30 protein-coding genes are annotated in these 26,577 nt (G+C 45.9%); 14 read left to right on the top strand and 16 right to left on the bottom strand.

Features of this window, described 5'->3' with window-relative positions:
- Positions 1–108: 108 nt before the first annotated feature.
- Positions 109–1,176 carry a zinc-binding metallopeptidase family protein gene (locus ACTL4S_RS14905; RefSeq protein ID WP_441299606.1) on the bottom strand — a complete coding sequence of 356 codons (1,068 nt, stop codon included), beginning with the start codon at positions 1,174–1,176 and terminating at the stop codon, positions 109–111.
- 406 nt (positions 1,177–1,582) lie between these two features.
- Here ACTL4S_RS14905 and ACTL4S_RS14900 point away from each other — a divergent pair, with 406 nt between their 5' ends.
- The 12 genes from ACTL4S_RS14900 (at position 1,583) to ACTL4S_RS14845 (ending at position 10,645) form a co-directional block, all read left to right on the top strand.
- The gene (locus ACTL4S_RS14900) at positions 1,583–2,026 is read left to right on the top strand and encodes a GNAT family N-acetyltransferase (RefSeq protein WP_441299605.1); all 444 of its coding nucleotides are present in this window, start codon (positions 1,583–1,585) and stop codon (positions 2,024–2,026) included.
- A gap of 302 nt (positions 2,027–2,328) precedes the next feature.
- Complete coding sequence (locus tag ACTL4S_RS14895) at positions 2,329–3,213, top strand: SphA family protein (protein WP_441299604.1); 885 nt, start codon at positions 2,329–2,331, stop codon at positions 3,211–3,213.
- Positions 3,214–3,247: 34 nt separating this feature from the next.
- Positions 3,248–4,582 carry an acetamidase/formamidase family protein gene (locus ACTL4S_RS14890; protein ID WP_441299603.1) on the top strand — a complete coding sequence of 445 codons (1,335 nt, stop codon included), beginning with the start codon at positions 3,248–3,250 and terminating at the stop codon, positions 4,580–4,582.
- 89 nt (positions 4,583–4,671) lie between these two features.
- Positions 4,672–5,007: a Rieske 2Fe-2S domain-containing protein gene (locus ACTL4S_RS14885; RefSeq protein ID WP_441299602.1), complete on the top strand. Its 336-nt coding sequence runs from the start codon at positions 4,672–4,674 to the stop codon at positions 5,005–5,007.
- The gene (locus ACTL4S_RS14880; protein WP_441299601.1) at positions 5,004–5,873 is read left to right on the top strand and encodes an aromatic ring-hydroxylating oxygenase subunit alpha; all 870 of its coding nucleotides are present in this window, start codon (positions 5,004–5,006) and stop codon (positions 5,871–5,873) included. The genes ACTL4S_RS14885 and ACTL4S_RS14880 overlap by 4 nt, the downstream gene beginning before the upstream one ends.
- Before the next feature lie 11 nt (positions 5,874–5,884).
- Entirely contained in the window at positions 5,885–6,238 is a 354-nt protein-coding gene (locus ACTL4S_RS14875) for a hypothetical protein (protein ID WP_441299600.1), read from the top strand.
- A gap of 11 nt (positions 6,239–6,249) precedes the next feature.
- Positions 6,250–6,711: a nuclear transport factor 2 family protein gene (locus tag ACTL4S_RS14870; RefSeq protein WP_441299599.1), complete on the top strand. Its 462-nt coding sequence runs from the start codon at positions 6,250–6,252 to the stop codon at positions 6,709–6,711.
- A 56-nt stretch (positions 6,712–6,767) separates the two neighbouring features.
- Positions 6,768–8,039, top strand: a complete 1,272-nt coding sequence (locus ACTL4S_RS14865; RefSeq protein WP_441299598.1) for a styrene monooxygenase/indole monooxygenase family protein — start codon at positions 6,768–6,770, stop codon at positions 8,037–8,039.
- Complete coding sequence (locus ACTL4S_RS14860; RefSeq protein WP_441299597.1) at positions 8,026–8,550, top strand: flavin reductase family protein; 525 nt, start codon at positions 8,026–8,028, stop codon at positions 8,548–8,550. The genes ACTL4S_RS14865 and ACTL4S_RS14860 overlap by 14 nt, the downstream gene beginning before the upstream one ends.
- Positions 8,547–9,317: an SDR family oxidoreductase gene (locus ACTL4S_RS14855; RefSeq protein ID WP_441299596.1), complete on the top strand. Its 771-nt coding sequence runs from the start codon at positions 8,547–8,549 to the stop codon at positions 9,315–9,317. The genes ACTL4S_RS14860 and ACTL4S_RS14855 overlap by 4 nt, the downstream gene beginning before the upstream one ends.
- Positions 9,314–9,646, top strand: coding sequence for a non-heme iron oxygenase ferredoxin subunit (locus ACTL4S_RS14850; protein WP_441299595.1), 333 nt, complete (start codon positions 9,314–9,316; stop codon positions 9,644–9,646). The genes ACTL4S_RS14855 and ACTL4S_RS14850 overlap by 4 nt, the downstream gene beginning before the upstream one ends.
- A gap of 6 nt (positions 9,647–9,652) precedes the next feature.
- Positions 9,653–10,645 (top strand): 2Fe-2S iron-sulfur cluster-binding protein, encoded by a 993-nt coding sequence (locus tag ACTL4S_RS14845; protein ID WP_441299594.1) that lies wholly within the window; start codon positions 9,653–9,655, stop codon positions 10,643–10,645.
- Between the two features lie 30 nt (positions 10,646–10,675).
- Here the strand turns inward: ACTL4S_RS14845 and ACTL4S_RS14840 are convergent, their stop codons facing one another.
- Genes ACTL4S_RS14840 through ACTL4S_RS14830 form a run of 3 tightly spaced genes read right to left on the bottom strand, consistent with a single transcriptional unit; the run spans position 10,676 to position 12,796 of the window.
- Complete coding sequence (locus ACTL4S_RS14840; protein ID WP_441299593.1) at positions 10,676–11,323, bottom strand: response regulator transcription factor; 648 nt, start codon at positions 11,321–11,323, stop codon at positions 10,676–10,678.
- Positions 11,314–12,588, bottom strand: coding sequence for a sensor histidine kinase (locus ACTL4S_RS14835; protein ID WP_441299592.1), 1,275 nt, complete (start codon positions 12,586–12,588; stop codon positions 11,314–11,316). The genes ACTL4S_RS14840 and ACTL4S_RS14835 overlap by 10 nt, the downstream gene beginning before the upstream one ends.
- A gap of 34 nt (positions 12,589–12,622) precedes the next feature.
- Positions 12,623–12,796, bottom strand: coding sequence for a PAS domain S-box protein (locus ACTL4S_RS14830; protein WP_441299591.1), 174 nt, complete (start codon positions 12,794–12,796; stop codon positions 12,623–12,625).
- Positions 12,797–13,173: 377 nt separating this feature from the next.
- Between ACTL4S_RS14830 and ACTL4S_RS14825 the strand changes: the two genes are divergently transcribed.
- Complete coding sequence (locus tag ACTL4S_RS14825; protein WP_005251925.1) at positions 13,174–14,061, top strand: EamA family transporter; 888 nt, start codon at positions 13,174–13,176, stop codon at positions 14,059–14,061.
- A 74-nt stretch (positions 14,062–14,135) separates the two neighbouring features.
- Here the strand turns inward: ACTL4S_RS14825 and pcaD are convergent, their stop codons facing one another.
- From pcaD to ACTL4S_RS14765, 12 genes are all read right to left on the bottom strand, one after another.
- On the bottom strand, positions 14,136–14,915 hold the full coding sequence (pcaD, locus tag ACTL4S_RS14820) for a 3-oxoadipate enol-lactonase (protein ID WP_441299590.1): 780 nt from the start codon (positions 14,913–14,915) through the stop codon (positions 14,136–14,138).
- 93 nt (positions 14,916–15,008) lie between these two features.
- On the bottom strand, positions 15,009–16,214 hold the full coding sequence (pcaF, locus tag ACTL4S_RS14815) for a 3-oxoadipyl-CoA thiolase (protein WP_441299589.1): 1,206 nt from the start codon (positions 16,212–16,214) through the stop codon (positions 15,009–15,011).
- A 133-nt stretch (positions 16,215–16,347) separates the two neighbouring features.
- Positions 16,348–17,004, bottom strand: coding sequence for a 3-oxoacid CoA-transferase subunit B (locus ACTL4S_RS14810; RefSeq protein WP_191112260.1), 657 nt, complete (start codon positions 17,002–17,004; stop codon positions 16,348–16,350).
- A 19-nt stretch (positions 17,005–17,023) separates the two neighbouring features.
- Positions 17,024–17,695 (bottom strand): 3-oxoacid CoA-transferase subunit A, encoded by a 672-nt coding sequence (locus tag ACTL4S_RS14805; RefSeq protein ID WP_004731110.1) that lies wholly within the window; start codon positions 17,693–17,695, stop codon positions 17,024–17,026.
- Between the two features lie 37 nt (positions 17,696–17,732).
- Positions 17,733–18,953 (bottom strand): benzoate/H(+) symporter BenE, encoded by a 1,221-nt coding sequence (gene benE, locus ACTL4S_RS14800; RefSeq protein ID WP_441299588.1) that lies wholly within the window; start codon positions 18,951–18,953, stop codon positions 17,733–17,735.
- 58 nt (positions 18,954–19,011) lie between these two features.
- The gene (benD, locus tag ACTL4S_RS14795; protein WP_180086978.1) at positions 19,012–19,797 is read right to left on the bottom strand and encodes a benzoate diol dehydrogenase BenD; all 786 of its coding nucleotides are present in this window, start codon (positions 19,795–19,797) and stop codon (positions 19,012–19,014) included.
- A 17-nt stretch (positions 19,798–19,814) separates the two neighbouring features.
- A complete protein-coding gene (benC, locus tag ACTL4S_RS14790; RefSeq protein WP_191112262.1) occupies positions 19,815–20,831 on the bottom strand; it encodes a benzoate 1,2-dioxygenase electron transfer component BenC in 1,017 nt (338 codons plus the stop codon).
- A gap of 90 nt (positions 20,832–20,921) precedes the next feature.
- Positions 20,922–21,413 carry a benzoate 1,2-dioxygenase small subunit gene (benB, locus tag ACTL4S_RS14785; protein WP_004647040.1) on the bottom strand — a complete coding sequence of 164 codons (492 nt, stop codon included), beginning with the start codon at positions 21,411–21,413 and terminating at the stop codon, positions 20,922–20,924.
- On the bottom strand, positions 21,410–22,798 hold the full coding sequence (benA, locus tag ACTL4S_RS14780) for a benzoate 1,2-dioxygenase large subunit (protein ID WP_004647039.1): 1,389 nt from the start codon (positions 22,796–22,798) through the stop codon (positions 21,410–21,412). The genes benB and benA overlap by 4 nt, the downstream gene beginning before the upstream one ends.
- Before the next feature lie 71 nt (positions 22,799–22,869).
- A complete protein-coding gene (gene catA, locus ACTL4S_RS14775) occupies positions 22,870–23,790 on the bottom strand; it encodes a catechol 1,2-dioxygenase (RefSeq protein ID WP_441299587.1) in 921 nt (306 codons plus the stop codon).
- A gap of 154 nt (positions 23,791–23,944) precedes the next feature.
- Entirely contained in the window at positions 23,945–24,235 is a 291-nt protein-coding gene (catC, locus tag ACTL4S_RS14770) for a muconolactone Delta-isomerase (RefSeq protein WP_004647036.1), read from the bottom strand.
- A 13-nt stretch (positions 24,236–24,248) separates the two neighbouring features.
- Positions 24,249–25,358, bottom strand: a complete 1,110-nt coding sequence (locus ACTL4S_RS14765) for a muconate/chloromuconate family cycloisomerase (protein ID WP_441299586.1) — start codon at positions 25,356–25,358, stop codon at positions 24,249–24,251.
- A 115-nt stretch (positions 25,359–25,473) separates the two neighbouring features.
- On the opposite strand from ACTL4S_RS14765, the gene ACTL4S_RS14760 reads away from it, so the two are divergent.
- Complete coding sequence (locus ACTL4S_RS14760; RefSeq protein WP_168386886.1) at positions 25,474–26,385, top strand: LysR family transcriptional regulator; 912 nt, start codon at positions 25,474–25,476, stop codon at positions 26,383–26,385.
- Positions 26,386–26,577: the final 192 nt, after the last annotated feature.

Genomic DNA, 26,577 nt, shown 5'->3' with positions numbered 1-26,577 from the left:
AGTGTTGATCTGTCAGCATGGTACGAGGCATAGCGAATAGTAAAATTGGGTTTGGCGATTTGATTTTACTACTTCGCTATTTTTTTAAACTAAAAGTGTCAACACACCCTATTTAAAAACTTTTTCCAGCACATGCCGGTGAATAAATCGTAACTTGTCTTTAACCGCTTCGCTCAGCTTGAACGGGTAGGCATCTTCCAGACCCATACAACGGTTTAAGGCATTCAGATTAAAGGTCAAGGTGACCCAGTTTTCCAGAATATGTTCAAAATCCTGTCCACCAATCGGGCATTCTTTAAAATCCATACTGGCCAGATAGCTGCCATTTCCTTCAACACGCATACCACCATAGTAGGCAGTTTCCAGTGTTTCCATCATATGCAGATAATGCGCCCAGGTTTCTGCCCAGTCTTCCCAGGGATGGGCGGTAGCATAAGCACTAATATACTTTTCCTGCCAGTTGATTGGCGCGCCTTCGTTATAATGGCGTTCAAGTGCCTTGCTGTAGTCTTGCCGCTCATCGCCAAAATACTGACGGAATTCATCTAACAGTTCCGGATGCATATGTTGCATGAGTGCAAAATAATAATGGCCGCTTTCATGACGAAAATGGCCCAATAAAGTCCGGTAGTTTTCACCCATATTCACGCGTGTAGTTTCACGATAAACCACATCAGCTTCAATGGCATTTAGGGTAATGACCCCATTGGCATGACCAATTAAAACAGGCTTATCTTCTTGTGGCAGTAGAAAATCAAAACGCAGACCAAATGGATCATCTTCAGACTTTTTAGGACGTGGCATCATGTTCATGCGCTGTGCCAAATACAGAAAACGGCGTTTGGCTTCTTCCAGTCGAAACCAGTAAATCAGGTTCTCGGAATTTTCCAGATCAGGAATGACATGAGTCAGCTGACAGGATTCACAAAACTCCTCGTCTTCATCGCTAGGAATCATCCAGTTGCATACCTGATAATTTACATAATTGTGACAGGGTTTATAACTGGCATGCTGGTAGTTCTTGGCGATTGGAACCCATCGCTCAGCACTCTGTTTTTCGAATGCGCATAGCTCTTTTTCCGAAGCGATATAACCGATCGGTGACAGGCAGTGATCACAAACTGATTTGTAAAAAAACAGCTGTTGCTTGCAGATGGCACATTCAAAATGTTTCATTAAACTCCCTGTAGGGAAGCGAACGACCTAAAATGTTTATCGATGATGAACACGAAAAAAGGTTCAGAATGCCTACCTAATTTTCTTCCTGATAAAGAAACATCATAAAAATTTCATTGAAAATTCTATATGGATGAATTGTAAATATAGGCTGCTTGATATTAAATGAAACATCAATTGAATCTTTGTTTTAATAAAAAAGTATAGTTAAACAAGCTTTTAAATAAATAGATTTTTAAATAGAGTGAGTTGCCATCTTAAAAACACGGACAAGGCGTATTGACGGATATTACCAAATATTCCGACCGGTTTTTAAATTTGGGGGAAGTCCATTCAAGAACAGCTAACTTTTAAGAATAAAAAATTTTTAATGTGAGCAAGCTAATAAAGAGGAATTAAAAAAAACATGAAAATTAGAAAAGCCAATCTTCAGGATACTCCTGCCATTGTCGATGTGATTGCACCCTTTGTCGATGCCGTGATCAGTTCGGAAGAAGGTCGCCAGCGCTTTCAGCCTGAGATGATCCAGACCATTTTCGAGCGTCCGGACATTCATTATTTTGTGGCAGAAATCGATCATCAGGTGATAGGTGTCGTGGCTTATATGGAACCTGCACACTTCATGCATTTTTTCCTGAACCAAGCCTATCAGGGGCAGGGTTATGGCCGGCAAATGTGGCGCTTTTTAGAAAGCGAGATCCGCCGTCAAGGCCATTCAAGTATTACGGTAAAATCCAGTCTTTATGCCTTGGATATTTACAAGCGCTTTGGTTTTGTGGAAACGGGAAAATATACTGAAGAACATGGAATTCGCTTTATCCCGATGCGAAAGGATTATCTGGATTGTTAAAAGAAAAATGAAAGGCCATCAGGCACAATTTTATATTCCTAAATTTTTTCCAAAAAAATGGTCATTTTCTGACTGTTTTATAGGTGATTTCACCTATAACAATGTGCCATTTAGCTAAATTTTCTCCAGAAAAACACCTAGAGTACTGCGCGGTTTCAGCTAGCTATCTCCAGATTTTGCCTATCTAAACACAGATTCGTCCTTATATTTCCCTACCATGTTTCAGGTCTAGATTAAGTCATGCGCTTGAGGCTTTGAAAGCCCTGCAACTAAAGACTTTGAAGACTAGGGGAAAGCTGTAAATGCTAAGCAAATATCTGAAATCAGTGGTACTCACCACAAGCCTGATCAGCTGTGCACCGTTCGCATTTGCAGCTGAAAATGGTGGTAGTGCCTATCCGGATGGGACTGAAAGTTTTCTAGGTGGTGCAATGCTACCTCCAGGTACTTACCTGGTGAGCTACAACCAGTTTTATTCAGCAGACAAATTCAAAAATGATCATCCGGTATTTGATGATTTCAAGCTGGATACCTTTGCCACCGTCGCGCGTGGTGTGTATGTCAGTGACAAGACCTTTCTAGGTGCAACGTGGGGTATGCACGCATTTCTGGTCTATGCCAATGCCGACATCACTTTGGGCGGTGGACAGGATGAAAAAACTGCATTGGGTGATGTGATTATCGATCCATTTCTGCTGGGCTGGCATAAAGGCAACTGGCATGTCGCAACGGGTGTCGATTTCTATATCCCAGTCGGTTCATATAACAAAAACCGCCTCGCCAATATCGGTCGTAATTACTACACCATTCAGCCAATTGCTTCTGCGACTTATCTGAACCAGCAAGGCATCGAAGTCAGTACCAAGTGGATGTATGACATCAACTTTGAAAACAAAGATACCAATTATGAGTCGGGTAATGCCTTGCATGTGGATTACATCGTGGCCAAGCACATGGGACCTCTGGCAGTCGATCTAGGTGGTTATGTGCATCGCCAGCTTGAAGGTGACTCCGGTGAAGGAGCCGTACTAGGCGAGTTCAAGGCAAAAGCAGCCAGTATTGGTCCGCAAGTGCGCTACCAATTCGCTAAAGGCGTCGCAGTTGCCGCCAAATACCAGAAAGAATTTGATGTAAAAAACCGGCCAGAAGGTCAGAAATTCGCACTTGATATCACAGTTCCATTTTAAACAGACAGTTATTTAAAACTATAGGGGTAATACGATGAAGATTGAAAATCAGGATTATGCAGCAGGCAGTAATAATGCAGTGGACTATCTGCTGGTGAATGAATTTTCGGGTGGTATTGTCGGTCCTAGCCAGCGCATGCTCGGTCCACTGAAAAATGGCGGAACCTTAAAAACTGGTACACCTCCGGGCTGTTGGGGTCCAATGATTACCCCTGCATTCCAGGGCGGTCATGAGGTGACATTACCTGTGTTTATTGAAGGTGCAGAAGTGGGTGACGCCGTTGCACTTAAAATCAAGAAAATGAAAGTGACCTCGATTGCAACATCTTCAGGGGTCATGAGCTTTGTTGAAGGACGTTACCACGGCGACCCGTTTGTGGCGAAATACTGTAGCGCATGTGGTACAGAACAGCCTGCAAGCTATGTAGAGGGTATTGGTGAAGATGCCATCCGTTGCAAAAACTGTGATGCAGAAGTTAGTGCTTTTGAATTTTCACATGGTTATGTGATCGTACTGGATGAAGAAAACAAAGTGAGTTTGACGGTCAATCAGGAGATTGCCAACAAACTTGCTGGTAATGCCAATGAACTGTCTGCACTGCCTGAACATGCAGCACAACACTCAATTCTGTCACTAGCACGTGCCGATATGCCGGGTGTAGCAGCGCATATGCGTCCATTCCTGGGCAACATTGGTACAACACCATCACGTGATCTACCTGACTCACATAACTGTCATGACTTTGGTCAGTACCTGATTAATGCACCGCACAAATTTGGCATGACAGAAGATGAGCTTGTTGCAGCAAAAACCGATGGCCACATGGATACCAACTCTATCCGTCCGGGTTGTATCTTGATCTGTCCGGTTAAAGTGCCAGGCGCCGGTGTGTACATGGGCGACATGCATGCACAGCAAGGCAATGGCGAAATTGCCGGTCATGCCACGGACGTGTCTGGTGAAACCGAATTGCAAGTCGAAGTGATTAAAGGTCTGACCATTGATGGTCCAATCCTGTTACAGGCAGCAGATGATCTTCCACCGATGGCTCGTCCATTTACCAAAGAAGAAAAAGAGAAAGTGAAAGCACTCGGCGAACGCTGGGGCCAGACCGAAATCGAAGAAAGCGGTCCAATCACCTTTATGGGTACCGGTAAAAACCTGAATGATGCCACTGAAAACGCACTGAATCGCGCGGCTAAAACTACGGGTCTGAGCTATGACGAAGTGATGAACCGCTGCACCATTACCGGTTCGATTGAAATCAGCCGTCTGCCGGGCATGGTACGTGCCACGTTCCTGTGTCCAATGCCAATTCTGGAAAAACTCGGCATCGCAGATCTGGTGCGCGAACACTATCAACTTTAATCAAAACTGGATTTAACCAACAGCTGCAGTGGTGCCACACCACTGCCTATTGAAAGTAAAGAACTTAGAAACTTGAACAGGAATGTCATATGAACAGTAATTCTAAACTCCGTTGGGGTGAACTTTATCCTGAACTCGGTATTGAGCCTATTCCAACCGAGCCATGTATTTCACCGGAAATCTATCAGGAAGAAATCGACAAGGTATTTTCTAAAGTCTGGCTAAAAGTCGGTCGTGTTGAAGGAATTCCAAAGAAAGGCGATTACAAGGTCAAACGTCTGGATTTTGCTAAAACTTCCGTGATTCTTATGCATGGCAAAGACGGCGAAATCCGCGGTTTTCACAACATCTGTTCGCACCGTGGCAACAAGGTTGTGGTAGAAACCGATAATGAACTTTCGGGTCAAATAAAGCTGCAGTCGTGACCTGCCGTTTCCACGGCTGGGTCTATGATGCCAAAGGTGATCTGGTCAGTGTTCCAGAAGAAGAAAAATTTACCTCCTGCTTTGACAAAGGCCATAACGGTCTGGCACCAGTCCGTACCGAAGTCTGGGAAGGCTTTATCTTCGTGAACCTGGATAATGAAGGCACTCAAGGTGTAGAAGAATTCCTGGGCGGCATGGGTACACATTTAGGCGGTTACCCGTTCCATGAAATGGAAGAATGCTTTGCCTATAACACGGTACTGAACTGTAACTGGAAAGTCGCGCACGATGCCTTTGCTGAGGCCTATCACGTGGCAACCATCCATGCCGGTTCATTCCCGAATGTCTTTGCATCTGGTCTGCAAGAAGTACAACTGTTTGGCGATCATCGTACCTGTGCGGTCTGCCTCACTAAAAATGCCAATCCGAAACCGGCTGCGGCGCTTTCCGGGGAAATTACCGGAGCATCACTGGTCAATCACTACGAACGTACGCAGTTACCGAAGTCAGTGAATCCAAATGACCGTGATGATTTTTCATTCGAGCTTTCTGTCATTTTCCCGAACATTCTGGTGCATGTGACAGAAGGCGTATGGTTTACCCATCAGTTCTGGCCAGTCGGTCACAACAAAACCCGTTGGGAAGGCCGTTACTACCTGCCTAAAGCGAAAACCTATTCAGAGCGCTGGGCACAGGAATTTGCTCAGGTACTGCAGCGTAATACCTGGTTAGAAGATACTGCAACCATGGAAGATACCCAGGAAGCACTGGAATCTAAAGCCAAAAAAGTCATGCATTTACAGGATGAAGAAATCCTGATCCGTCATGGCTACCACGTTCTTGAACAATACCTGAATCGCGCATAAGGAGAATGCACATGTCAAATATCATTTCACAACTGCCTGCTGACTTTGCTGCTCTCGAACCTTTTGTCGCGAAGTGGGCACTTGGAACCTCTAAACAGCGTCATCTGGCCCGTCTGAACTCTGCCAAAGAAGAGCTGCAGGCATTTTATGATGCGATTCTGCCGGAAATGCGTAACCTGCTGGCGGCATTAGACCAATATCCATTGGGCTCATTGCCGGAAGAGCTACACAAGCTGTACTGGCTTAGCCTGAGCTTTGCTGAAATTGCACCACATATCGAACTATATAAAGGTTCAGTTGGTGTGCCATATGCCTTTGAAGAAACCCGCTTTGTCTATGAAAGCGGTGACGTGGTCAACGTTTAAAGGAATTAAATATGAGCCAGCACAATCTAGAAACCCGTTTGCACTACCTGGAAAGCTGCGAAGCCATTCGCAGCCTGGTGGGCCGCTATGCAACCGCAGCGGACCAGCGCAACAACCCAGCCATTATGCAGCATCTGTTTCATGAAGATGCGGTCTGGTGTGCAAATGGTTTTGGCGAATATCAAGGTCGGCAAAACATTCTGGATGCGCTGTCTGGCATTGCTGAAGCTCAGGTGCTGTGGAGCCTGCACATTATGGCCATGCCGGATATCAAAGTGCTGGATCAGCATCATGCCAATGTCAGCTGGATGCTCTGGGAAATCTGCAACCTTGCCGAAAAAGGCATGCAGGCCACTACCAGCTGCCTAGGCGGATTTTATCAAGCCACTGTTCGCTGTGATGAAGAAGGTGAGTGGAAATTTGACCGGGTGAAATTAAACCTGACTTTTAATCAGCCGTATCCGACAACTTGAGCGCGCACATAAAAACAGCTGCTGCATCAGACACGGCGCAAAGAGGGATTCAAGAGATGAGAAAAATCGCAATTATTGGTGGTGGGCAGGCAGGTTTATTACTGGCATTCTCATTACTCGAACACAAATATGACGTCACTGTATATGTCGATCGTCCAGCTGAAGAACTGTTACATGGCCGCATGGTCAGTACCACCATGTTCTTCGCCAATACACTGAAAGTGGAACGCAAACTGGGCCTGAATTTCTGGGATGGCAAGGCATATCATGGAGAAGCGATTCATGTCGACTTCCGTGGTCCAGATGGTACGGTTGCATTGCCTTTGACCGGTTTCCTGCATGAAAATAAAGGAATTGCCATGGACCAGCGCACCAAATACCACTGCTGGCTAGAAGAATATCCACGCCGTGGTGGCAAACTGGTCATTCAAAATGTCAGTCCTGAAGATCTTGAAGTGATTTCAGCTGAAAATGATCTGACGATTCTTGCTGCCGGAAAGGGCAATATCACCAGCCTGTTTAAGCGTAAGGAATCCCGTTCAGTGCATCAGGCACCGCCACGTAAACTGGCCGCGGCTTTGGTGGTAGGTGATGACTTGTGCGGACCGAACAGTTGGCAGGGGCAGCCGTCGCAAACCTTGCACTTTAATTTTATTGCCGGCGCGGGTGAATATTTCAGCATGCCGTTTTACAGCCATACCCATGGTCCATGCCGTAGCTTCCTCTTCGAATGTGTACCAAATGGCCCGATGGATATCTTTGATGACGTGACCAGCGGTGATGAAATGCTGCAACGCATGAAAGAAGCGGTAGCCAAGGTAACCCCAGACCAGAGCTTCCGTATGGTCGATAACATGGAACTGAGTGATCCGAATGCCTGGCTGAAAGGCGCATTCCGTCCAGAAGTTCGTTATCCGGTTGCGACCCTGGACAATGGCGCTGCAATCTGGGGTATTGGCGACACAGTTATGGTCAATGACCCGATTGCTGGTCAGGGCGCAAACAATGCGACTCGTATGGTCGAGCATTATCTGCAGGCCATTCTGGCGCATGGCGATGAAGCCTTTACTGCCGAATGGATGACGCAAGTCTTTGATGAATTCTGGGAATATTCCGGTCGCTATACCACTGAATTTACCAACCTGTTGCTGAATCCGCCAAGTGAAAGCCTGCTTCAGGTCTTGGGTGCTGCATCTCAAAACAGTGTCATTGCTGATGACTTTATGGGGCACTTCAACCATCCACGTGGTTTCTGGCCAGCCGTTGATGGTGCAGAAGGCGCAAAAGAATACCTATCACGCAAGGAGTTTAATCATGCAGCTGCCTGAAGTGTTATGGCAGGATGTTGATCTTGCTGAAGCGAAGGCGCTTCGGCAGGCCTTCGGCGGTTTTGCCACAGGTGTCGCGATTGTCACCTGTCTGGATGAACAGCAGCAACCTGTCGGACTGACTATTAATTCATTTAGTTCCGTGTCATTAGATCCTGCGCTGGTGTTATGGAGTCTGGTGAATCATTCACCAAGCCGTACGGTTTTTGAAAATGCAGAATACTTTGCCATTAATATTCTGGGTGCAGACCAGCAGGACGTTGGTCTGAACTTTGCCAAGCCCATTGCCGATAAATTCCAGCATGGTGTGTGGAATATTGAACAGTCTAAAGCGCCCGTATTGGAAGGGTGTGTGGTGCAGTTTGTTTGCAAAAATGGAAAGCAGATTGAAGCCGGGGATCATCAAATTTTCCTCGGAAAAATTGGGCAATGCCGTCACAGCAATCAGCGTCCATTGCTGTTCTGCAAAGGACAGTTTAGTGAATGGCCACAATATAAGGAGGCTTCATGACCGATCTGAACAATAAAGTGGTTCTGGTCACTGGAGGAGCGACTCACATTGGTCAAGCAGTGGTTAAAGAATTAAAGGGGCTGGGTGCCGACGTCATTATTGCTGATATTAATCAGGAACAAGGCCAACAGGTCGCAAATGAAACCCAAACTCGCTTTGAATATCTGGATCTGGCCAGTGATGACAGCATTCAGGCCTTGGTGGGTAAGCTGACGCAAGTCGATATTCTGGTGAATCTGGCCTGTCTGTATAAAGATCATGGATCCCAGTCGACACGTCAAAATTGGCAAAATACTTTCAATGTCACGGTGTTTGGTCATGCTGCATTGGTACAGGCCTGCCGCCCATTGCTGAAAGCGAGTTCTGATGCTGCAGTGATCAATATCAGTAGTGTCAGCGCCCGCATTGCTCAAAAAGAGCGCTGGGTCTATCCAGCCTCAAAAGCCACTTTAGAACAACTGACCAAGAGTATGGCATTGGATTTAGCGGGTGACGGTATCCGTGTCCATGCTTTGTCATTGGGATGGACCTGGTCTGTGCCAATGCAAATGATTTCAGGCAATGATCGTCCGAAAACCGATCGTGTTGCGGGTCGTTTCCATGTGCTGGGTCGTATTGCCGATGCTGAAGAGGTGGCAGAAGCTCTAAGTCTGCTTTGTAGTCCAAAAGCGAAATTACTGACTGGCAGTGTGATCCATGCCGATGGCGGTTATCACACGCTTGGACCTGAAGAAACCGATTCACCGATTGAGGAGTTGAGCGCATGAATATTCAAATGACCAATATTGCAGAAAAATTTCTTTGCCTCACTTCGGATATTGAACAGGGCGAAGGTTTACAGGTGATTATTGACGGTTATACACCACTGGCGGTTTTCCATTTGGAAGATGGTGAATTTTACGTCACAGATGATACCTGTACCCATGGGGATGCATCTTTGGCTGATGGCGAAGTTGATGGCTGCGAAGTGGAATGTCCGTTCCATGCTGGCGCCTTCGATATTAAAACCGGTGAGCCGTGTGGTGCACCGTGCAGTATTCCACTCAAAACTTACACCTCATTTGTACGTGATGGTCAGGTCTATTTGGTGGAGTAACGCCCTATGTATAAAATCCAGATTGAAGGACAGGGGCATTATCACTGTGCAGCAGACGATGTCCTGCTGCGCGGTGGTCTGCGTGAAGGTTTAGGCTTACCTTATGAATGCAACGCGGGTGGCTGCGGCACCTGTAAAATTGAAGTGTTGTCGGGTGAGGTGGAAAATCTGTGGGCAGATGCACCTGGGTTATCGGATCGTGACAAACGTAAAGGACGTGTTTTGGCTTGTCAGTGTCGGCCTAAATCGGACTGTGTGATCAAGGTTCGTTTAGATGAACAATGCACGCCTAAAATTTTGCCAAAACAGCAAGCCGTGAAGCTCAAGCATGTGCAACCGATTACCCATGATATTTTAGAAATTCATTTGCAGTCGGATGAGCCTGCCCAATTTATTCCAGGGCAATATGCATTGCTCTGGGTAAATCAGGAATTGCTGCGGGCCTATTCGATGTCGAACTTACTGAATGTCGAAGGACTATGGGTGTTCCAGATTCGACGTGTGCCGGATGGCAAGATGACCAATTTACTGTTTGATGAGGAACAACGACAAGATGCCGTGATTCAGATTGATGGGCCTTATGGTCTGGCGCATTTGCAGGAACAGCCACGTCCGATTGTCTGTGTTGCTGGTGGCTCGGGTCTTGCACCAATGCTGGCGATTGCGCGTGGTGTGGCGGCCAATCCGCGCTTGCAACATCATAAAGTCTGGTTCTTCCACGGTGGACGTGAACAACGCGATTTGTTGACCGAAAATCAGCTCAGGGACTGGACCGAATTGGGTGAGCGTCTCAATTACGTGCCTGCCACGTCTTCAGAACTGATAGACGGCATCCGTTCCGGTTTCATTCATGATGTGATCAATGATGTGCTGGGCGAGCAATTACCTGAGCATGAGATTTACTGTGCCGGGCCACCACCGATGGTGAAATCCATTGAACAGATGGCGCATCAGGCGGGTATTCCACAACAACAGATTCACTTTGACCGCTTTTTCTAAGTTAAGCTAATTGAAATGATCAGGCGATGGTTAACCCATCGCCGGCATGCTTTTCTCCCGGCACATCAGCACCATATTCACTATCTGGGCAATCGACTCCGTTCCCAGTTTCTGACGGATATGGGTGCGATGAATTTCAACTGTCTTATGACTGATATTCAGCATCTGCGCGATATGTTTACTTGACAGGCCATCGACCAGCAAATTGATAATTTCGTTTTCACGTGGTGACAAGGATTTCAGTTTCAACAATTGCTGTTTGCGATTTTCACCTGCGACAAAGTCCTGCTCGGCCTGTTGCAGGCAGGCCTGGATCTGGTTCAGCATATGCTGCGGATTAAACGGTTTTTCCAGAAAATCAAAAGCCCCGGCTTTCATGGCATTTACCGACATCGGAATATCACCATGACCGGTCATGAAAATAATCGGAATATAGGCCTTCTGCTGATTCAGCTGTTGCTGTAACTGCAGGCCACTCATGCCACGCATGCGAATATCCAGAATCAGGCAGGCTGGGGTATTGGGCTGTGGATAATTTAAAAATTCGGTCGCACTGCTAAAGGTTTTAGTTTCTAACTGCACGGAGTCCAGCAACCAGGTCAGCGAGTTTCGGATATCCTGATCGTCATCAATGACGTAGACAATGGGTTCGGGAACATGAGAATTATTTAAATACATTTAGCACGCTCCTGTGCAGATAATGAAATATTAAAAATTGCGCCGGATTCACCTTGGCAGACCCATAAATAAACCTGATGGTTTTCAATAATGCTACGCGATAAAGTCAATCCGATCCCCATGCTGTCTTTCTTGCTCGAATAAAAAGACTCGAACAGCTGTTCCGGATTTTGTCCTTGCAGTCCCGGACCATTGTCTGCAATGGCAATTCGGGCATGCTGGTTGTGCTGCCAGGTCCGGATATAGATATCACGTTGGCCTTCAGGATTGCGTTGCAACGCATCCACCGCATTAAAGACCAGATTAATGATGACTTGGCTAAACAGGGTTTCATCAGCAGAGATAGAAACCGGTGTCACACTCATTTCATAATGAATGGTACAGCCGCCCTGATCGGCTTTCAGTCCAATCAGGGGATGCAGGTCCTGAATCAGTTTATTGAGGGAATGCACCTGAAAATTGGCTTCGCCTTTGCGCAAAAAGCTGCGCATACTATGGATAATCTGGTTGACCCGTTTGGTCTGATCCAGTGCGGCATTCATGGCATCCAGCGTTTCCGTGGTATTGGCCAGGCCGTTTTGAATACGGATAATACTGCCACCAACATAATTATTGAGTGCAGCCAAGGGCTGATTCAGTTCATGTGCCAGTGCGGTCGCAAGTTCACCCATGGTTTTGCAGCGTGACATATGGCCTAATTGACGTTCCCGAGCCCGCGCCATTTCTTCTGCTTCAATCCGTTCGCTAATATCGCGGTAATTGATCAGGATTCCCTGAATATCCGGATGGTCGAGCAGGTTGCGATAGGTTGCTTCATGGTGCCGCCACTTACCATTATGGTGCAGAATTTTGTAATGCAGCACTCCAATCGACTGTTCAGCCGGTTTTTTAAATAACAGTTGCCGGACTTTGACCCGGTCATCTGGATGAATGATACTCAACACATTTTTATTTAAAACAAAGCGGTCACGATAACCTAAAATACGTTGCAGAGAAGGGCTGGCATACAGCAGTTTGCCTTGCAGGTCCAGAATCGCGATGCCATCGCCCGAGTTTTCCAGCAGCATCTTGAAATACTGATCTTTAGACTGCAGCTGATACTGATATTTCTTGATTTCACTAATGTTGCGAACCAAAGCCAGTAGCTTGGGCTGATCCTCAATTTCGACCGTTTTCAGGCAAACTTCCACAGGAATCTGCAGTTGATTCTGTGCCTGAATAATCCATTCAAATGTAATTGCTTCATGGCTGGCAGCTTGTTGCACCTTTTTTAAGGCATGGTGAAAATCAAAACCATGGCTATGCGCACTGATTTTTTTCTACACTCATGCTAGTTAATTCAGATTTGCTGTAACCGGTCAGGTCTTCAGCTGCTTCATTGACGTCCATGAACTCGACACTGCCGATATCATGCACAAAAATGGCATCACCCGCCTTATCAAAGATGGTTTGATAATAATTTAAACTGGTCATTCTCATTCCTTACCTGAGATAGCATCCGGCGATCTGGTACAGGGGTATTCGTCTTCACTGATGAATACTTGTTGTTATTGAATTCATATTGGAGCAAAGTAAAAAAGAGTTCAATTACACTTCAGGTCTAATTACATACTTTAAACATATAAAATAAATACACACTGCACACATCAGCCTAGCAAGATTTGACTAAGCAAGATTAGTACCATTTTCACGTTTTAATATGACTGGCAGATCACATTGTATTTTTCTAGCAGGATTCTTTCCCAATTAAGCCAAACTTTCTGCTATCGGCCAGCATCCTATTTTTAATTAGTCAGCGCTTTTGTTAAGGCATAGAATTATTTCACTTTTGTTGTAATAGCACTCAATAGATGGCATTCAGCTGGATTTTTTTCACTTTAATGGCTGCATTTATGCAGGCTTGGCGTAATGCCTTTCAAAAACAGCTCAGCACCACGGTCGATGTCTGGGGAGTCACCCTGGCACGCTTTATTTTCGGTTTGCCATTCGCTGCGCTTTACCTGAGCAGCCTGTATTATTTCAAGCCAGTTGAAAGTGTGGTTCACTTCACGCCCAAGTTCTGGGTCTATGTAGTGATTGCAGGTTGCAGCCAGATTTTAGCTACGGCACTGATGGTGCAACTGTTCAAGCAAAAAAATTACGCGGTTGGGGTGGGGCTGGCGAAAAGTGAAGCCATTTTAGCCGCCATTATTGGTGTGACCTTATTAGCAGATCATTTGTCATTTTTGGCCTGGATTGGTGTGGCGCTGGGCGGATATGCGGTATTTTTATTGAGTAAAGGCCAACAGGTCAGCGGGTTTTCAACCAGAACACTGGCTATTGGCATCGGAAGCGGTTTAAGTTTTGCCATCACCTCACTTCTGGTACGCGAAGCCAGTCTGGAATTAACCACTTTACCAACCTTGCATCGTGCGGCCTGGGTGTTGTTAATGGTGATCAGTTTTCAGTGTATTAGTATGCTGATTTACCTCAGCCTATTCAGTCGCCAGACTTTAGTGGCCATGTGGCAGCGTCTGGGCTTAACTTTTAAAGTCAGTGTGTGCAGTTTTATGGCATCGCTGGGCTGGTTTACTGCCATGAGCATGATGAGTGTGCCGGTGGTCAAAACCTTAGGACAAATTGAGATTCTGTTTAGTATGCTGATTTCGGCATATTTCTTTAAAGAAAAACTTGCACGTACCGAGCATTGGGGTCTGGGCTTAGTAGTGATTGCAGCGATTTTAGTGATCTGGGCCTGATGTAGAACCAGTTTTTTAAATCTAAGCATAAAAAAGCCACTGATCAACAGTGGCTTTTTCTTTGCATTTATTGTTTAAGCAGCAATAAATTTCTGAACCGCCTGATTAAAGGCTTCTGGTTGTTCCATATTGGAAATGTGCGAAGCATTGATTTCAAACAACTGGCTTTGTGCAATTTCAGCTTGCATGGCTTGTCCATCTGCAACTGTCGTCACTGGATCTTGCTGACCGGCCACAATCAGTACCGGCACTGAAATCGTTTTGATCTGTTCACGTAAATCCGCCTTAGCCAAAGCTTCGCAACAACTTGCATAACCTTCCGGGCTGCCAGCTCCAAGGTCGTTTGAAAGTTCTGCAACTATCGCTGCGTTGCTCTGGATAAAGGGATCGGTAAACCAACGTGCTGCTGCTGTCGATGCAATCGGCGCCAGACCTTGTTCACGTACCAGTGCGGCACGTTCCAGCCAGGCCTGTTCCTGACCGATCTTGGCAGCAGTATTGCAGATAATCACGTGGCTAAAACGTTCGGGCTTGTTGATTGCTAACCATTGACCGGTTAAACCACCCATAGAAATGCCACAGAAAGCGGCTTTCTGGATATTCAGATGATCCAGCAGATTGACCACATCCTGACCTAACTGTTCCAAGCTATATGGACCTTGCGGTGCAGATGAAGCCCCATGACCACGAGTGTCATAACACACAACAAAATAATCTTGCTGGAAAAATTTAATTTGTGGTTGCCACATGCTGAATTTGGTGCCTAGTGAGTTAGAAAAAACCAGGGCAGGTTTACTGGCATCACCAAAGGTCTGGTAATTGATCTGGGCATCGTTGGATGTAAATGTTGGCATTGAAATCCCTCCCGACCTCCCTTTCTTGCATTTGATTCAAAGCAGTACTTTAAATCTACATTCAGGGAGGAGGTTTATCTTTTTAATAGGTTGTTAGACGCGTTCAATAATCAAAGCGATGCCTTGACCGACACCAATACACATTGAGCAAAGACCGTATTGACCACCAGTTTGTTCAAGTTGGTTCAGTGCAGTCGTCACCAGACGCGCGCCAGATGCCCCGAGTGGATGACCCAAAGCAATTGCACCACCATTCGGATTGACGTTCTCTGAACCATCTTCAATGCCAAGGTCACGCGTACAAGCCAAAGCTTGTGCTGCAAAAGCTTCATTCAGCTCGATCACATCCATCTGCTCTAAAGTCAGACCGGTTTGCGCCAGTAATTTCTTAATGGCAGGTGCTGGACCAAAGCCCATGATACGTGGTTCAACACCAACGACGGTTGAACCAATAATTTTGGCACGTGGTTTTAAGCCATGTTGAGCAATTGCTTCATCAGACGCGATCAACAGTGCAGCTGCACCATCGTTAATCCCTGAAGCATTACCAGCCGTTACCGTACCATCTGCTTTGACCACGGGTTTCAGTTTTGCCAGAGCTTCTGCTGTGGTTGAAGCACGCGGATGTTCATCAGTATCGACAACGATCGGATCGCCTTTACGCTGTGGGATCACTACAGGAATGATTTCATTTTTATAGAAACCTTTGGCCTGCGCTGCTGCGGTACGTTGCTGGCTGGTCTGGGCAAACTGATCCTGGTCTGCACGGTTGATGTTGAACTGCTCCGCCAGATTTTCAGCGGTTTGCGGCATGGTTTCCACACCGTACATTTCTTTCAGTTTCGGGTTGATGAAACGCCAGCCCATGGTGGTGTCTTCAATCTTTTGGCTACGGCCATACGCCGTTTCTGACTTGCCCATCACGAATGGGGCACGCGACATGCTTTCTACACCGCCGGCAATGATCAGATTGGCTTCACCGGCTTTAATCGCACGTGCTGCCATTGCGATTGCATCCATTGATGAACCACAAAGACGGTTCACGGTCGTTGCTGGAACCTGATAAGGCAGGCCTGCAAGCAGCGAAGACATGCGACCGACGTTACGGTTATCTTCACCGGCCTGGTTGGCACAGCCATAAATCACATCATCAACCTGTTCCCAGTTCACTGATGGATTGCGTTCCATTAAAGCTTTGATTGGAAGTGCACCCAGGTCATCGGCACGAACAGGCGCCAGACCACCGGCATAACGGCCGAATGGGGTACGGATGGCATCGATAATATATGCGTTTTTCATTGTGTATTTGCTCACATATTTAAAAGAAGAAAACTCCTCCCTTTTTAAAGGGGGGTTGGGAGGGATTTAATGAAGTAGTTTTATTCCTCAAATCCTCCCTAAATCCCTCCTTTAATAAAGGAGGGACTTCCCCTTAATTTGATTGAGTCGCATCAATCAGTTTGGCACCGGTCATTGACTGCAATTCTTCAAATGACAGACCTTCAACTTTCTCAATCACTTTCATCCCTTCAGGGGTGACATCAATCACGCAGAGGTCGGTATAGATACGGTCGACACATTTCAAGCCAGTAGCCGGATACGTCAGTTCAGCCACGATTTTTGGCTCGCCTTTTTTGGTCACGTGGTCAGTCGTAATAAAGACTTTCTTCGCGCCCACAGCCAGATCCATCGCACCGCCGACTGCTGGAATTGCATCCGGTGCACCGGTATGCCAGTTAGCCAAGTCACCATTTTCAGCGACCTGGAACGCGCCCAGTACGGCGATGTCTAAGTGACCGCCACGCATCATCGCGAAAGAATCACCATGATGGAAGAATGAACCGCCTTCAAGTAAAGTTACGAATTCTTTACCAGCATTAATCAGCTCAGGATCGCGGTCTTCTTCAGCAGGAGGAGGACCGAAAGCCAACAGGCCATTTTCAGAATGCAGGAAGACGTCTTTATCGCTTGGCAGGTAGCTGGAAATCTTGGTCGGTAAACCAATACCGAGGTTCACATAAGCGCCATCAGGAATATCTTGTGCCACACGTTCAGCGATCTGGTCACGGGTCAGTTTGCTATAGCTCATTATTTATCTCCGATGCCAATTATTGTGCAGGTTTAACTTGAACAACGTGTTGAACAAAAATTCCCGGGGTGATGATGTGTTCCGGATCCAGTGCACCCAGTTCAACCACTTCAGAAACTTGAGCAATCGTCACATCAGCCGCCATCGCCATAATCGGGCCGAAGTTACGCGCAGATTTACGGTAGACCAGATTGCCCCAACGGTCGCCTTTAGAAGCTTTAATTAAAGCAAAGTCAGCTTTAATTGGATTTTCTAAAACGTAGTCTTTACCTTCGTAGTTCATGGTCGGTTTGCCTTCAGCCAGCAAAGTACCAAAACCGGTAGGCGTGTAGATTGGACCTAAGCCCATACCTGCTGCCTGAATACGGCAAGCCAGATTACCTTGCGGCACCAGTTCCAGCTCAATTTTTCCAGCACGATATAATTCGTCAAATACCCAGGAATCTGACTGACGCGGGAAAGAACAGATAATTTTACGCACAGCGCCCGCTTTAAGCAGTTTCGCCAGACCATAATCGCCATTACCGGCATTATTGTTGACAATAATCAGGTCTTTAATACCCAATTCGATCAGACCATCAATCAGTTCAGCAGGCTGACCCGCTGTACCGAAACCACCGATCATAATGGTAGAACCGTCCTTGATCTGGGAGAGTGCTTCTTTCAATGATAATGAACTTTTATCTATCATAATCTGGTCCTTACATATCCTAAACTGATGGATGTCTTTAAACTCGTTTTGAATCTGATGCTGTAACCGGAACTGCGTTACGGTTTTTCTGTGACAGCAGAAAATGTGCTACCAGGCCAATGCAAATTCCCCAAAAGACTGAACTCAGTCCCAAGAAATGCATGCCGGAAGCAGTCGCTAAAAAGGTGATCAGTGCTGCATCACGTTGCGACTCTTTGCCCATGGCCACGGAAATGTTGGTGGCAATCGCACCCAGTAATGCCAGTCCTGCCAAAGCCGCAATTAATTCTTTGGGCATCAGGCTAAAAAGCATGACAATGCTGCCGGCAAATAAGCCGCCTAAAATGTAAAAAAGCCCATTCGCCACACCAGCGATATAACGCTTTTCTTTCAGCTCGTGAGCGTCTTTGCCTAAACACAATGCAGCCGTAATCGAAGCCAATACAATCGTGATACCCCCAACACAGGCCACTGCAAGCGAGGCAATACTGGTCGCACTGATAATCGGCTTGGCTGGCATGTCATAATCACTGAGTTTGATAATCGCCATTCCCGGTAAAAACTGGCCCGATAGGCTGACCAGAATGAGCGGGAGGGCCAGATTCAGGGTTGAACTCCAGGTCCATTCCGGTGCAATAAATTGCGGAATCGCCAGACTAAAATCTGCCGTGACCGGGTTAATCTTGCCCAGTAACATACTTAAAACCACACCGGCAACCAGTACCCAGACCATCGCATAGCGTGGACTGAAACGCTTGGCCAGCAAAAATACCGCCAGCATGCCAAAGACGATATAGGGCATGGTATCGGTCGCGGTAAACAACCCTAAACCAAACTGCAGTAAAATCCCCGCCATCATTCCGGCAGCGACTTCCTGAGGAATCCAGGACAGCAATTTGTCGAAATAACCGGTGATCCCAATGAAAAAAATCACCACGGCAGAGGTGATATAGGCAGCAACCGCTTCATTGAGCGAAATATCGGGAAACAGCGTGACTAATAAAGCCGTTCCGGGCGCAGACCAGGCGGTGACAACAGGTATTTTGTATTTAATGGATAAAAAGATACCTGCGAGCGCAGCACCAATAGAAATTCCCCAAATCCATGAAATCATCATGTCTGGGGAAACCTGGGCTTGCTGTGCCGCCTGGAAAAAAATGATCAGTGGCCCTGAATAGGAAATTAGCACTGCTAAAAATCCTGCAACAGTCGCTGAAATTGACCAATCATTTTTTAATGTCTGAAACAGGGTATTCATTGGTGATGTGCCTCCTTGCGTCGAACCATGAGCCTGTTAAAAATCGTGATGATCAGGACTAGCCCTGATCTCCACCGCCGACTGGTACCACTGTACCTGTCATATAAGATGATTCATCCGAAGCCAGGAATACAATTGCATTCACTTGCTCCTGAATCGTACCGTAGCGTCCCATGAAAGTACGGTCAATGGTCTGATCAACCACTTGCTGCATCCATTCCTTTTCAGATTCAGTCAGTGGATTGGCATTGCGCGGTACTTTACGTGGTGGTGCTTCAGTGCCACCCGTTGCCACTGCGTTAACGCGAATACCATCTTTGGCATGTTCAAAGGCAAGGGAAGCGGTCAGGCCATTTACGCCACCTTTAGACGCTGAATATGGCACACGGTTAATGCCGCGTGTCGCAATAGAAGATACGTTTACAATGGTACCTTTCTGATTTTTAATCATTTCCGGAAGAACTGCACGGCAGCACCACAGCGTCGGGAACAATGAACGGTTCACTTCCTTGATAATTTCCTCTTCAGAAAATTCTTCGAAAGGTTTCATCCAGATCGCGCCACCGACGTTGTTGATCAGGACATCGACACGGCCATAGGTTTCTAGCGCTTTTTCAACGACTGATTGAGCACCGGCAAACGTTTCCAGATTGGCTTTGACCGTAATCGCATCACCGCCAGTCGCTTCAATTTCAGCCAGAACTTCTTCTACATAAGGGGAAAGGTCAGCCATGACGACTTGGGCGCCTTCGCTCGCCACTTGCAGCGCGACACCGCGACCGATGCCTTGAGCGGCACCGGTCACAATGACGACTTTATTTTCAAATCTTTGACGATTAGACATTGAACAAATTCCCTCTATTAGTTGGCAGAGAATTTTTCAAACAGGAAGCTTGCAGGTTTTACGCCTTCAGCATCCAGCCAGCCGCGAACCGCTTCAACCATTGGTACAGGGCCACACAGGTAGATGTCTACGTCGCCGCCATTTAGCCATTCGTTTTCGATATGACCGGTTACATAGCCTTTACGCTCATGTGCAGATTCCGGGTTAGCAACCACTGTGCGGTATTCGAACCACGGGAATTTGTCTTGCAGTTCGTTCAGTTTTTCAATCGCTACCAGGTCAAAGTCATTGGTTACACCAAATACCAGACGCACTGGATGTTCTGAACCTTTTTCTTCCAGCACTTGCAGCATCGACATGAATGGTGCAATACCTGTACCACCCGCTAGCATCAAGACAGGGCGGGTCACAGGGCGCAAGTAGAAGCTACCAAATGGACCGGTAAAAGTCATCTTGTCGCCAGCTTTGGCATTTTTACTTAAGAATTCACTCATTTTGCCGTTCGGTACGTTACGTACTACGAAACCGGTCAAACGGTCACTCGGTTTTGAGCTGAATGAATATGAACGGGTTTCAGTCGTGCCCGGAATACCGACATTGACATATTGACCAGCAAGGAAGTGAATGTCCGGTTGACCTTCATCTAACTGGATGTCAAAAGTAATAGTCGAATCAGACAGGTTTTCGACACGAGCCAGCGTACCCTGGAATTCATGAATTTCAGTTTTGCAAACTTCTGAAGAGGCCTGAATCTGGAACACTGCATCTGAAGTCGGTTTACATTGGCAAGCCAGAATAAAGCCTTCAGCGGCTTCTTCAGGCGTTAAAGCATCTTCAATATAAGTTTCTTCAGGCATGTCATAAGAACCTGATTCACAAAACGCACGACACGTTCCACAAGCACCATCACGGCAGTCCAAAGGAATATTAATCTTTTGACGGTAGGCTGCATCTGACAGTGTTTCACCATCTGAAACAGAAATAAAACGTGTAACGCCATCTTCAAATTGAAGTGCAACATTGTGGTTTGACATGGCTGAATATCCTATATAAATCTTTGTAACTGAGCCTTTCAGCCAATTTTCCATCTGACCGAAAGGCATAACCTGGCTGTTTAAACAGTCTTAGAGGTGATAAATGTCGATAACCTGGTTGATGTAATCGTTTTTCAGTACCACGTATTTGCTTAAAATTTGTGGTTTATCGCCTGAGAAATCAATTTCATAACGAGACATACCGAAGTAGCTGTAACTTGTTTTGTAACGGAAGCTCAAAGTATTCCAGTTAAAACGTACAGTCACTTTGTCGCCATCACGTTCAACAATTTCAATATTGCTGATGTTATGGCAGGTACGTGTGTCCGGCATAGTTGCAGATGAACGTTCAGTCTTGATCCGGAACACGCGGTCTTCTAAACCTTGACGGTCTGGATAGTAAATCAACGAGATTTCAGACTGTGGATCTGTGGTCAGTTTGTCATCATCATCCCAAGCTGGCATCCAGAAAGATGCAGTAGGGGCATAACAAGTTAACCAGTCATCCCATTGTTCATCATCTAAAAAGCGAGCTTCTTGATACAGGAACTGAGCAATATTTTCTAAAGTGATGTCGCTCATGCGTTTTCTCCTTCAGTTGATGCTGCAATTTCTTTCTCAGTCGCAATACCTTTTTTGATCAATTCTAACCAGTACTGGTGCTGAGACAGGTATAGGCCTTCGTCTTCAGTTTTAATACCAGACAGTTTTGGTTTTAAACCGATTTCATTGGCAGCATCATCCGGACCTTGAATCCAGTGTTTAGAACCACGGCACATGTCGTTCCATTCCAGCGCGATACCGGCATAACCTGCCTGACAAGCACGGAACTCTTCAAGATCGTCTGGTGTCGCCATACCTGAAGCGTTAAAGAAATCTTCATACTGACGGATACGACGGGTACGCGCTTCAGGCTCTTCACCCACAGGCGCGATACAGTAAATCGTCACTTCAGTCTTATCGACAGAAATCGGGCGCAGGACACGGATTTGTGAACCGAACTGATCCATGAAGTAAACGTTTGGATAGATACACAGGTTACGTGAACGTTCGATCATCCACTTCGCCATAGCTTCGCCATATTGCGCAGTGTATTCATCTTTCTTGGCAAAGTTAGGACGGTCTTCCGGGTTTGCCCATTGCGTCCAAAGTAACATGTGACCATGTTCAAAGCCGTAAGAACCACCACCTTGTTTGCCCCATGCACCTGCGCTCATCGCACGGATGTTGTCACCAGCTTCTTTTTCTTTACGTTGCTGAGTCGTTGCAGCATAGTTCCAGTGTACAGCAGACACGTGATAACCATCAGCACCGTTTTCAGCAGTCAACTTCCAGTTACCTTCATAGGTATAAGTCGAAGAACCACGTAAAACTTCCAGACCTTGTTCAGACTGATCCACGATCATGTCAATGATTTTGGTCGCTTCGCCCAGGTATTCTTCCAGAGAAGGAACATCCGGATTCAAGCTGCCGAACAGGAAACCTTTATAGTTTTCAAAACGGGCAACCTTTTTCAGGTCATGTGAACCGTCTTTATTAAAGCAGTCTGAATAACCCGCTTCAGCCGGATCTTTGACTTTTAATAACTTACCTGAGTTATTGAAGGTCCAGCCATGGAATGGGCAAGTATAAGTTGCTTTATTGCCTTTCTTGTTACGGCACAATTGTGCACCGCGATGCGAACAGGCATTGATCATGGCATTCAGTTCACCTTGACGGTTACGTGCAATGATGATCGGCTGACGACCCATATAGGTAGTATAGAAGTCGTTATTGTTTGGAATCTGGCTTTCATGCGCCAGATAAACCCAGTTGCCTTCAAAGATGTATTTCATCTCAAGGTCAAACAGGGCCTGGTCTGTAAATACTGAACGGTGTAGTTTAAATTCACCAGATTCATAATCATCAACCAGTAATTCGTCAATGCGGTCTAAATGGCTGGTGTTAATTACGGGAATACGAGGCATGTCCTTTCTCCGACTTTCCAAGGGGGAAGTCAGCGGGATATATCTCAAGGCATATCCCGCTTCTTAATGTATTAAGCGCTAGCGCGGCGACGATCAACTTCAGTAGAAGGTGCGTCTTGTTTCTCTTTCACAAGTTCAATATCAAATTGAATGTGTTTGAAAGGACCTTTCAGACCACGTTTTGCAATTTCAGCTTCATCAGTCACGTCAACCGCAGTTGCCACCAGGCCTTCACGAGTAGCGAATGCGAAGTCATCCCACAGGTATTGGTCGCCTTCAATGTTGAATTGAGTAGTCAGCTTGCGGTAACCCGGTGCAGATACGAAGTAATGTACGTGCGATGGACGGTTACCATGACGGCCTAATTTGTCCAGTACAAACTGAGTTGTACCTTCTGGAGGGCAGCCATAACCCACTGGCATTGTCGTCAATGCAGTATATTGACCATCGGCAGCGGTAATGATGCTGCGACGCAAGTTAAAGTCAGACTGTGACTTGTCAAAGAATGAGTAGTTGCCCAGGCTGTTTGCATGCCAGATTTCAACTTTGGCACCTTCAACACGGTTGCCGTCAGTATCCGTCACTGTACCTTCAATGATTAAAGTCGGGATTTTGCCTTCTTCAGAACCATCATCCATACGCGCAAAGCTTACAGTTTCAGGTGCGCCAGCGACATAAAGTGGGCCTTCAATCGTACGTGGCGTACCGCCAGTAATACCTGCTTTAGCATCCGCTTCATCAGCACGTAAGTCTAGGTAGTGTTCCAGACCCAAACCTGCAGCCAATAAACCTAATTCGTTCGCTTGACCGGCATCAGTAAAGTATTCCAGACCTTTCCACAGTTCTGACTGGGAAATATCAAGATCTTCGATCGCTTGGAAAAGGTCACCCAATAAACGCACAACAACTTGTTGTGCACGCTCATCTACAGGGCCGGTTGCTGTATCAACGTTCATTTGCTTAACTAATGCATCAATTTCTTGGCGATTCATACTATTGCTCCTAAAGTATGTCTTTCATCTTTTAGTGGCGCACTTTTTTAGCTTTCATTGGCTGGCTAAATCTGGCTGGCCACAATCCTTGTTGAGGTACCCTCTGTTTTCGATTCGGAAGGGGAATCCGGTGACTCCCAATCCGCTCATTTAATCAACTGTCGTCATCTCGAACTGAAGATGGGTGACGGTTTAATGCCATCACTTCAATGTTCATATAAGGATAGAGAGGCAAGCCCTGTAACAGGTTGTGCAACTCTTCATTGCTTTCAACATCAAAAATACTGATGTTTGAGTACTGGCCCGTGATGCGCCAGATATGACGCCATTTGCCTTGACGCTGCAATTCCTGTGAATAAGCCTTTTCAACAGCCTTAATTTCGTTTGCCTGTTCAACTGGCAGATCACGTGGAATGTTTACATCCATACGTACGTGGAAAAGCATGGGTTTCTCCTAATTACTGACGACGCAAGTTGTCAATCTTGTTTTCATCCAACTCAATCCCCAGACCTGGTCCTTTCGGAATCTCAAGTTCAAAGTTTTGATAGTTGAGTGGGGTTTTCAAAATATCTTCAGTCAGCAGTAGAGGACCAAACAGCTCGGTACCAAATGCCAGACTTTCAAAAGTAGAGAACACATGTGCCGAAGCAATCGTGCCCACTGGGCCTTCAAGCATGGTGCCGCCATACAGGTCAATACCTGCAAGTTTGGCAATCTTGCCTACTTCACAGCCTTCAATCAGGCCACCCGATTGGGCAACTTTGACTGCAAACACAGAAGAACCGTTTTGTTTGGCAATCTCATAAGCTGAGTGCGGGCCCATTAACGATTCGTCTGCCATGATGGCAACATCAAAACGTCGGGTCAGGCGGCGCATGGCGTCCAGGTTATCAATTGCACATGGCTGTTCAATCAGATCAACACCGCCATCTTGCAATAACTGAATGCCTTTAATTGCTTCCAGTTCTGACCAGGCACGGTTCACATCGACACGGATCGAAACGTCTTTGCCTAAGGTTTTCTTAATTGCCAGAACATGTTCGACATCTTCTTCTACCGGACGCGAACCGATTTTGAGTTTGAAAATGTTGTGACGTTTTGCCGCAACCATTTTCTCTGCTTCTGCAATATCTTTTTCGGTATTGCCAGAAGCCAATACCCAAAGAACTGGAATACTGTCACGTAAGCGGCCACCGAGGACTTCGCTTAATGGCAAACCTAAACGTTGTGCCTGAATGTCTAAAAGTGCAGTCTGAATCGCACATTTAGCAAAACGGTTACCATTAATATTCTTTTTGATTGCTTGTAATGTCTGTGCAACATTTAAACCGGATAATGTTTTTAAAAGAGGCGCAAAATAAGTTTCAATATTAACTTTTACGCTTTCCGGGCTTTCATCACCATAACCTAAGCCACCAATAGTGGTGGCTTCACCCCAACCGATGTAACCATCTTCATTGGTGATTTTGACCAATACCAGGGTCTGGGTTTGCATCGTCGCCACTGCCATCTTGTGAGGGCGAATGGTTGGGATTTCTACCAGCAAGGTTTCAACTGACTTATACATAATACGGGTTCACATTCTTGCTTTAATGCTTTGACTTGATATACCTTAAAAGAATAATGTTGATTGGTCTAAGATCGATTTAGCATTTTTTTATACTTTAAAGGTATTCAGAGACATGGAACTCAGACATTTGCGTTACTTCGTTGCCGTCGTCGAAGAACAAAGTTTTACCAAAGCGGCAGAAAAACTGTTTATTGCTCAACCACCTTTGAGCCGACAGATCCAAAATCTAGAGCAAGAGCTCGATATTCAGCTATTTGAGCGTGGTAGCCGCCCGCTAAAAACCACTGAAGCCGGTCAATTTTTCTATCAGCATGCTGTTAAACTTTTGTCTAATGCTGAAGAAATAAAATCGATGACCAAGCGGATTGGCATCGCGGATCGCACTATTAGCATTGGTTTTGTCGGATCTTTATTATTCGGTTTACTATCGCGTATTGTGTTTCTATTTAAGCAGCAGCATCCTTATCTCAAAATCGAGATGATGGAAATGAATACCTATGAACAGATTCAGGCGCTGAAAGAAGGAAGAATTGATGTCGGTTTCGGCCGTTTAAGAATTTCGGATCCTGCGATAAAACGCGTGTTATTGCGTGAAGAACGCCTAGTGGTGGCAGCTCATTCAAGTCATGTACTGGGTCATCGTGAAAATATACATTTATCTGAACTGGTCGATCAGCATCTGTTCTTATATCCGAATACTGGAAAGGCAAATTTCTCTACCCAGGTTCGTGGCATATTTTCTGAGTATGGTCTTGAACCGAAAAATATCCGGATTGTCCGTGAGTTACAGCTGGCACTGGGCTTTGTCGCTGCCGGAGAAGGCGTCTGCATCGTACCGGAAAGCGCACAAAACATTAAATTAGCCCATCTCAACTTTGTACCTCTAGCAGATGCTTTTGCAGTGAGTCCTGTCTTTATGGCGATGCGCAATATGGATGAAAGCGAATACATTCGTTACCTGTTTGATGCTGTGTATCAAGTCTATGATCTTGAAGCGCTAAAATACGATCGATCGGTATTTTAATCGCTAAAAATCGTGTGAATGATATAGCACCAAAAACCGATGAGGACGTGATAAAAACAACCTGTTTTAGAAAACATAATGATTAGATCTCTTTCATAAATCAAAAAACGATCTTCTTTTTGGTTAATATTTGCACTCCGGATTTCTTGGCATTCGTGCATAATCTGCGGATGAAATACATCGATTCAAACA

Source organism: Acinetobacter lwoffii, assembly GCF_052078135.1.
GTDB lineage: Bacteria > Pseudomonadota > Gammaproteobacteria > Pseudomonadales > Moraxellaceae > Acinetobacter > Acinetobacter lwoffii_Z.
This window is presented reverse-complemented; position numbering and strand designations above follow the sequence as displayed.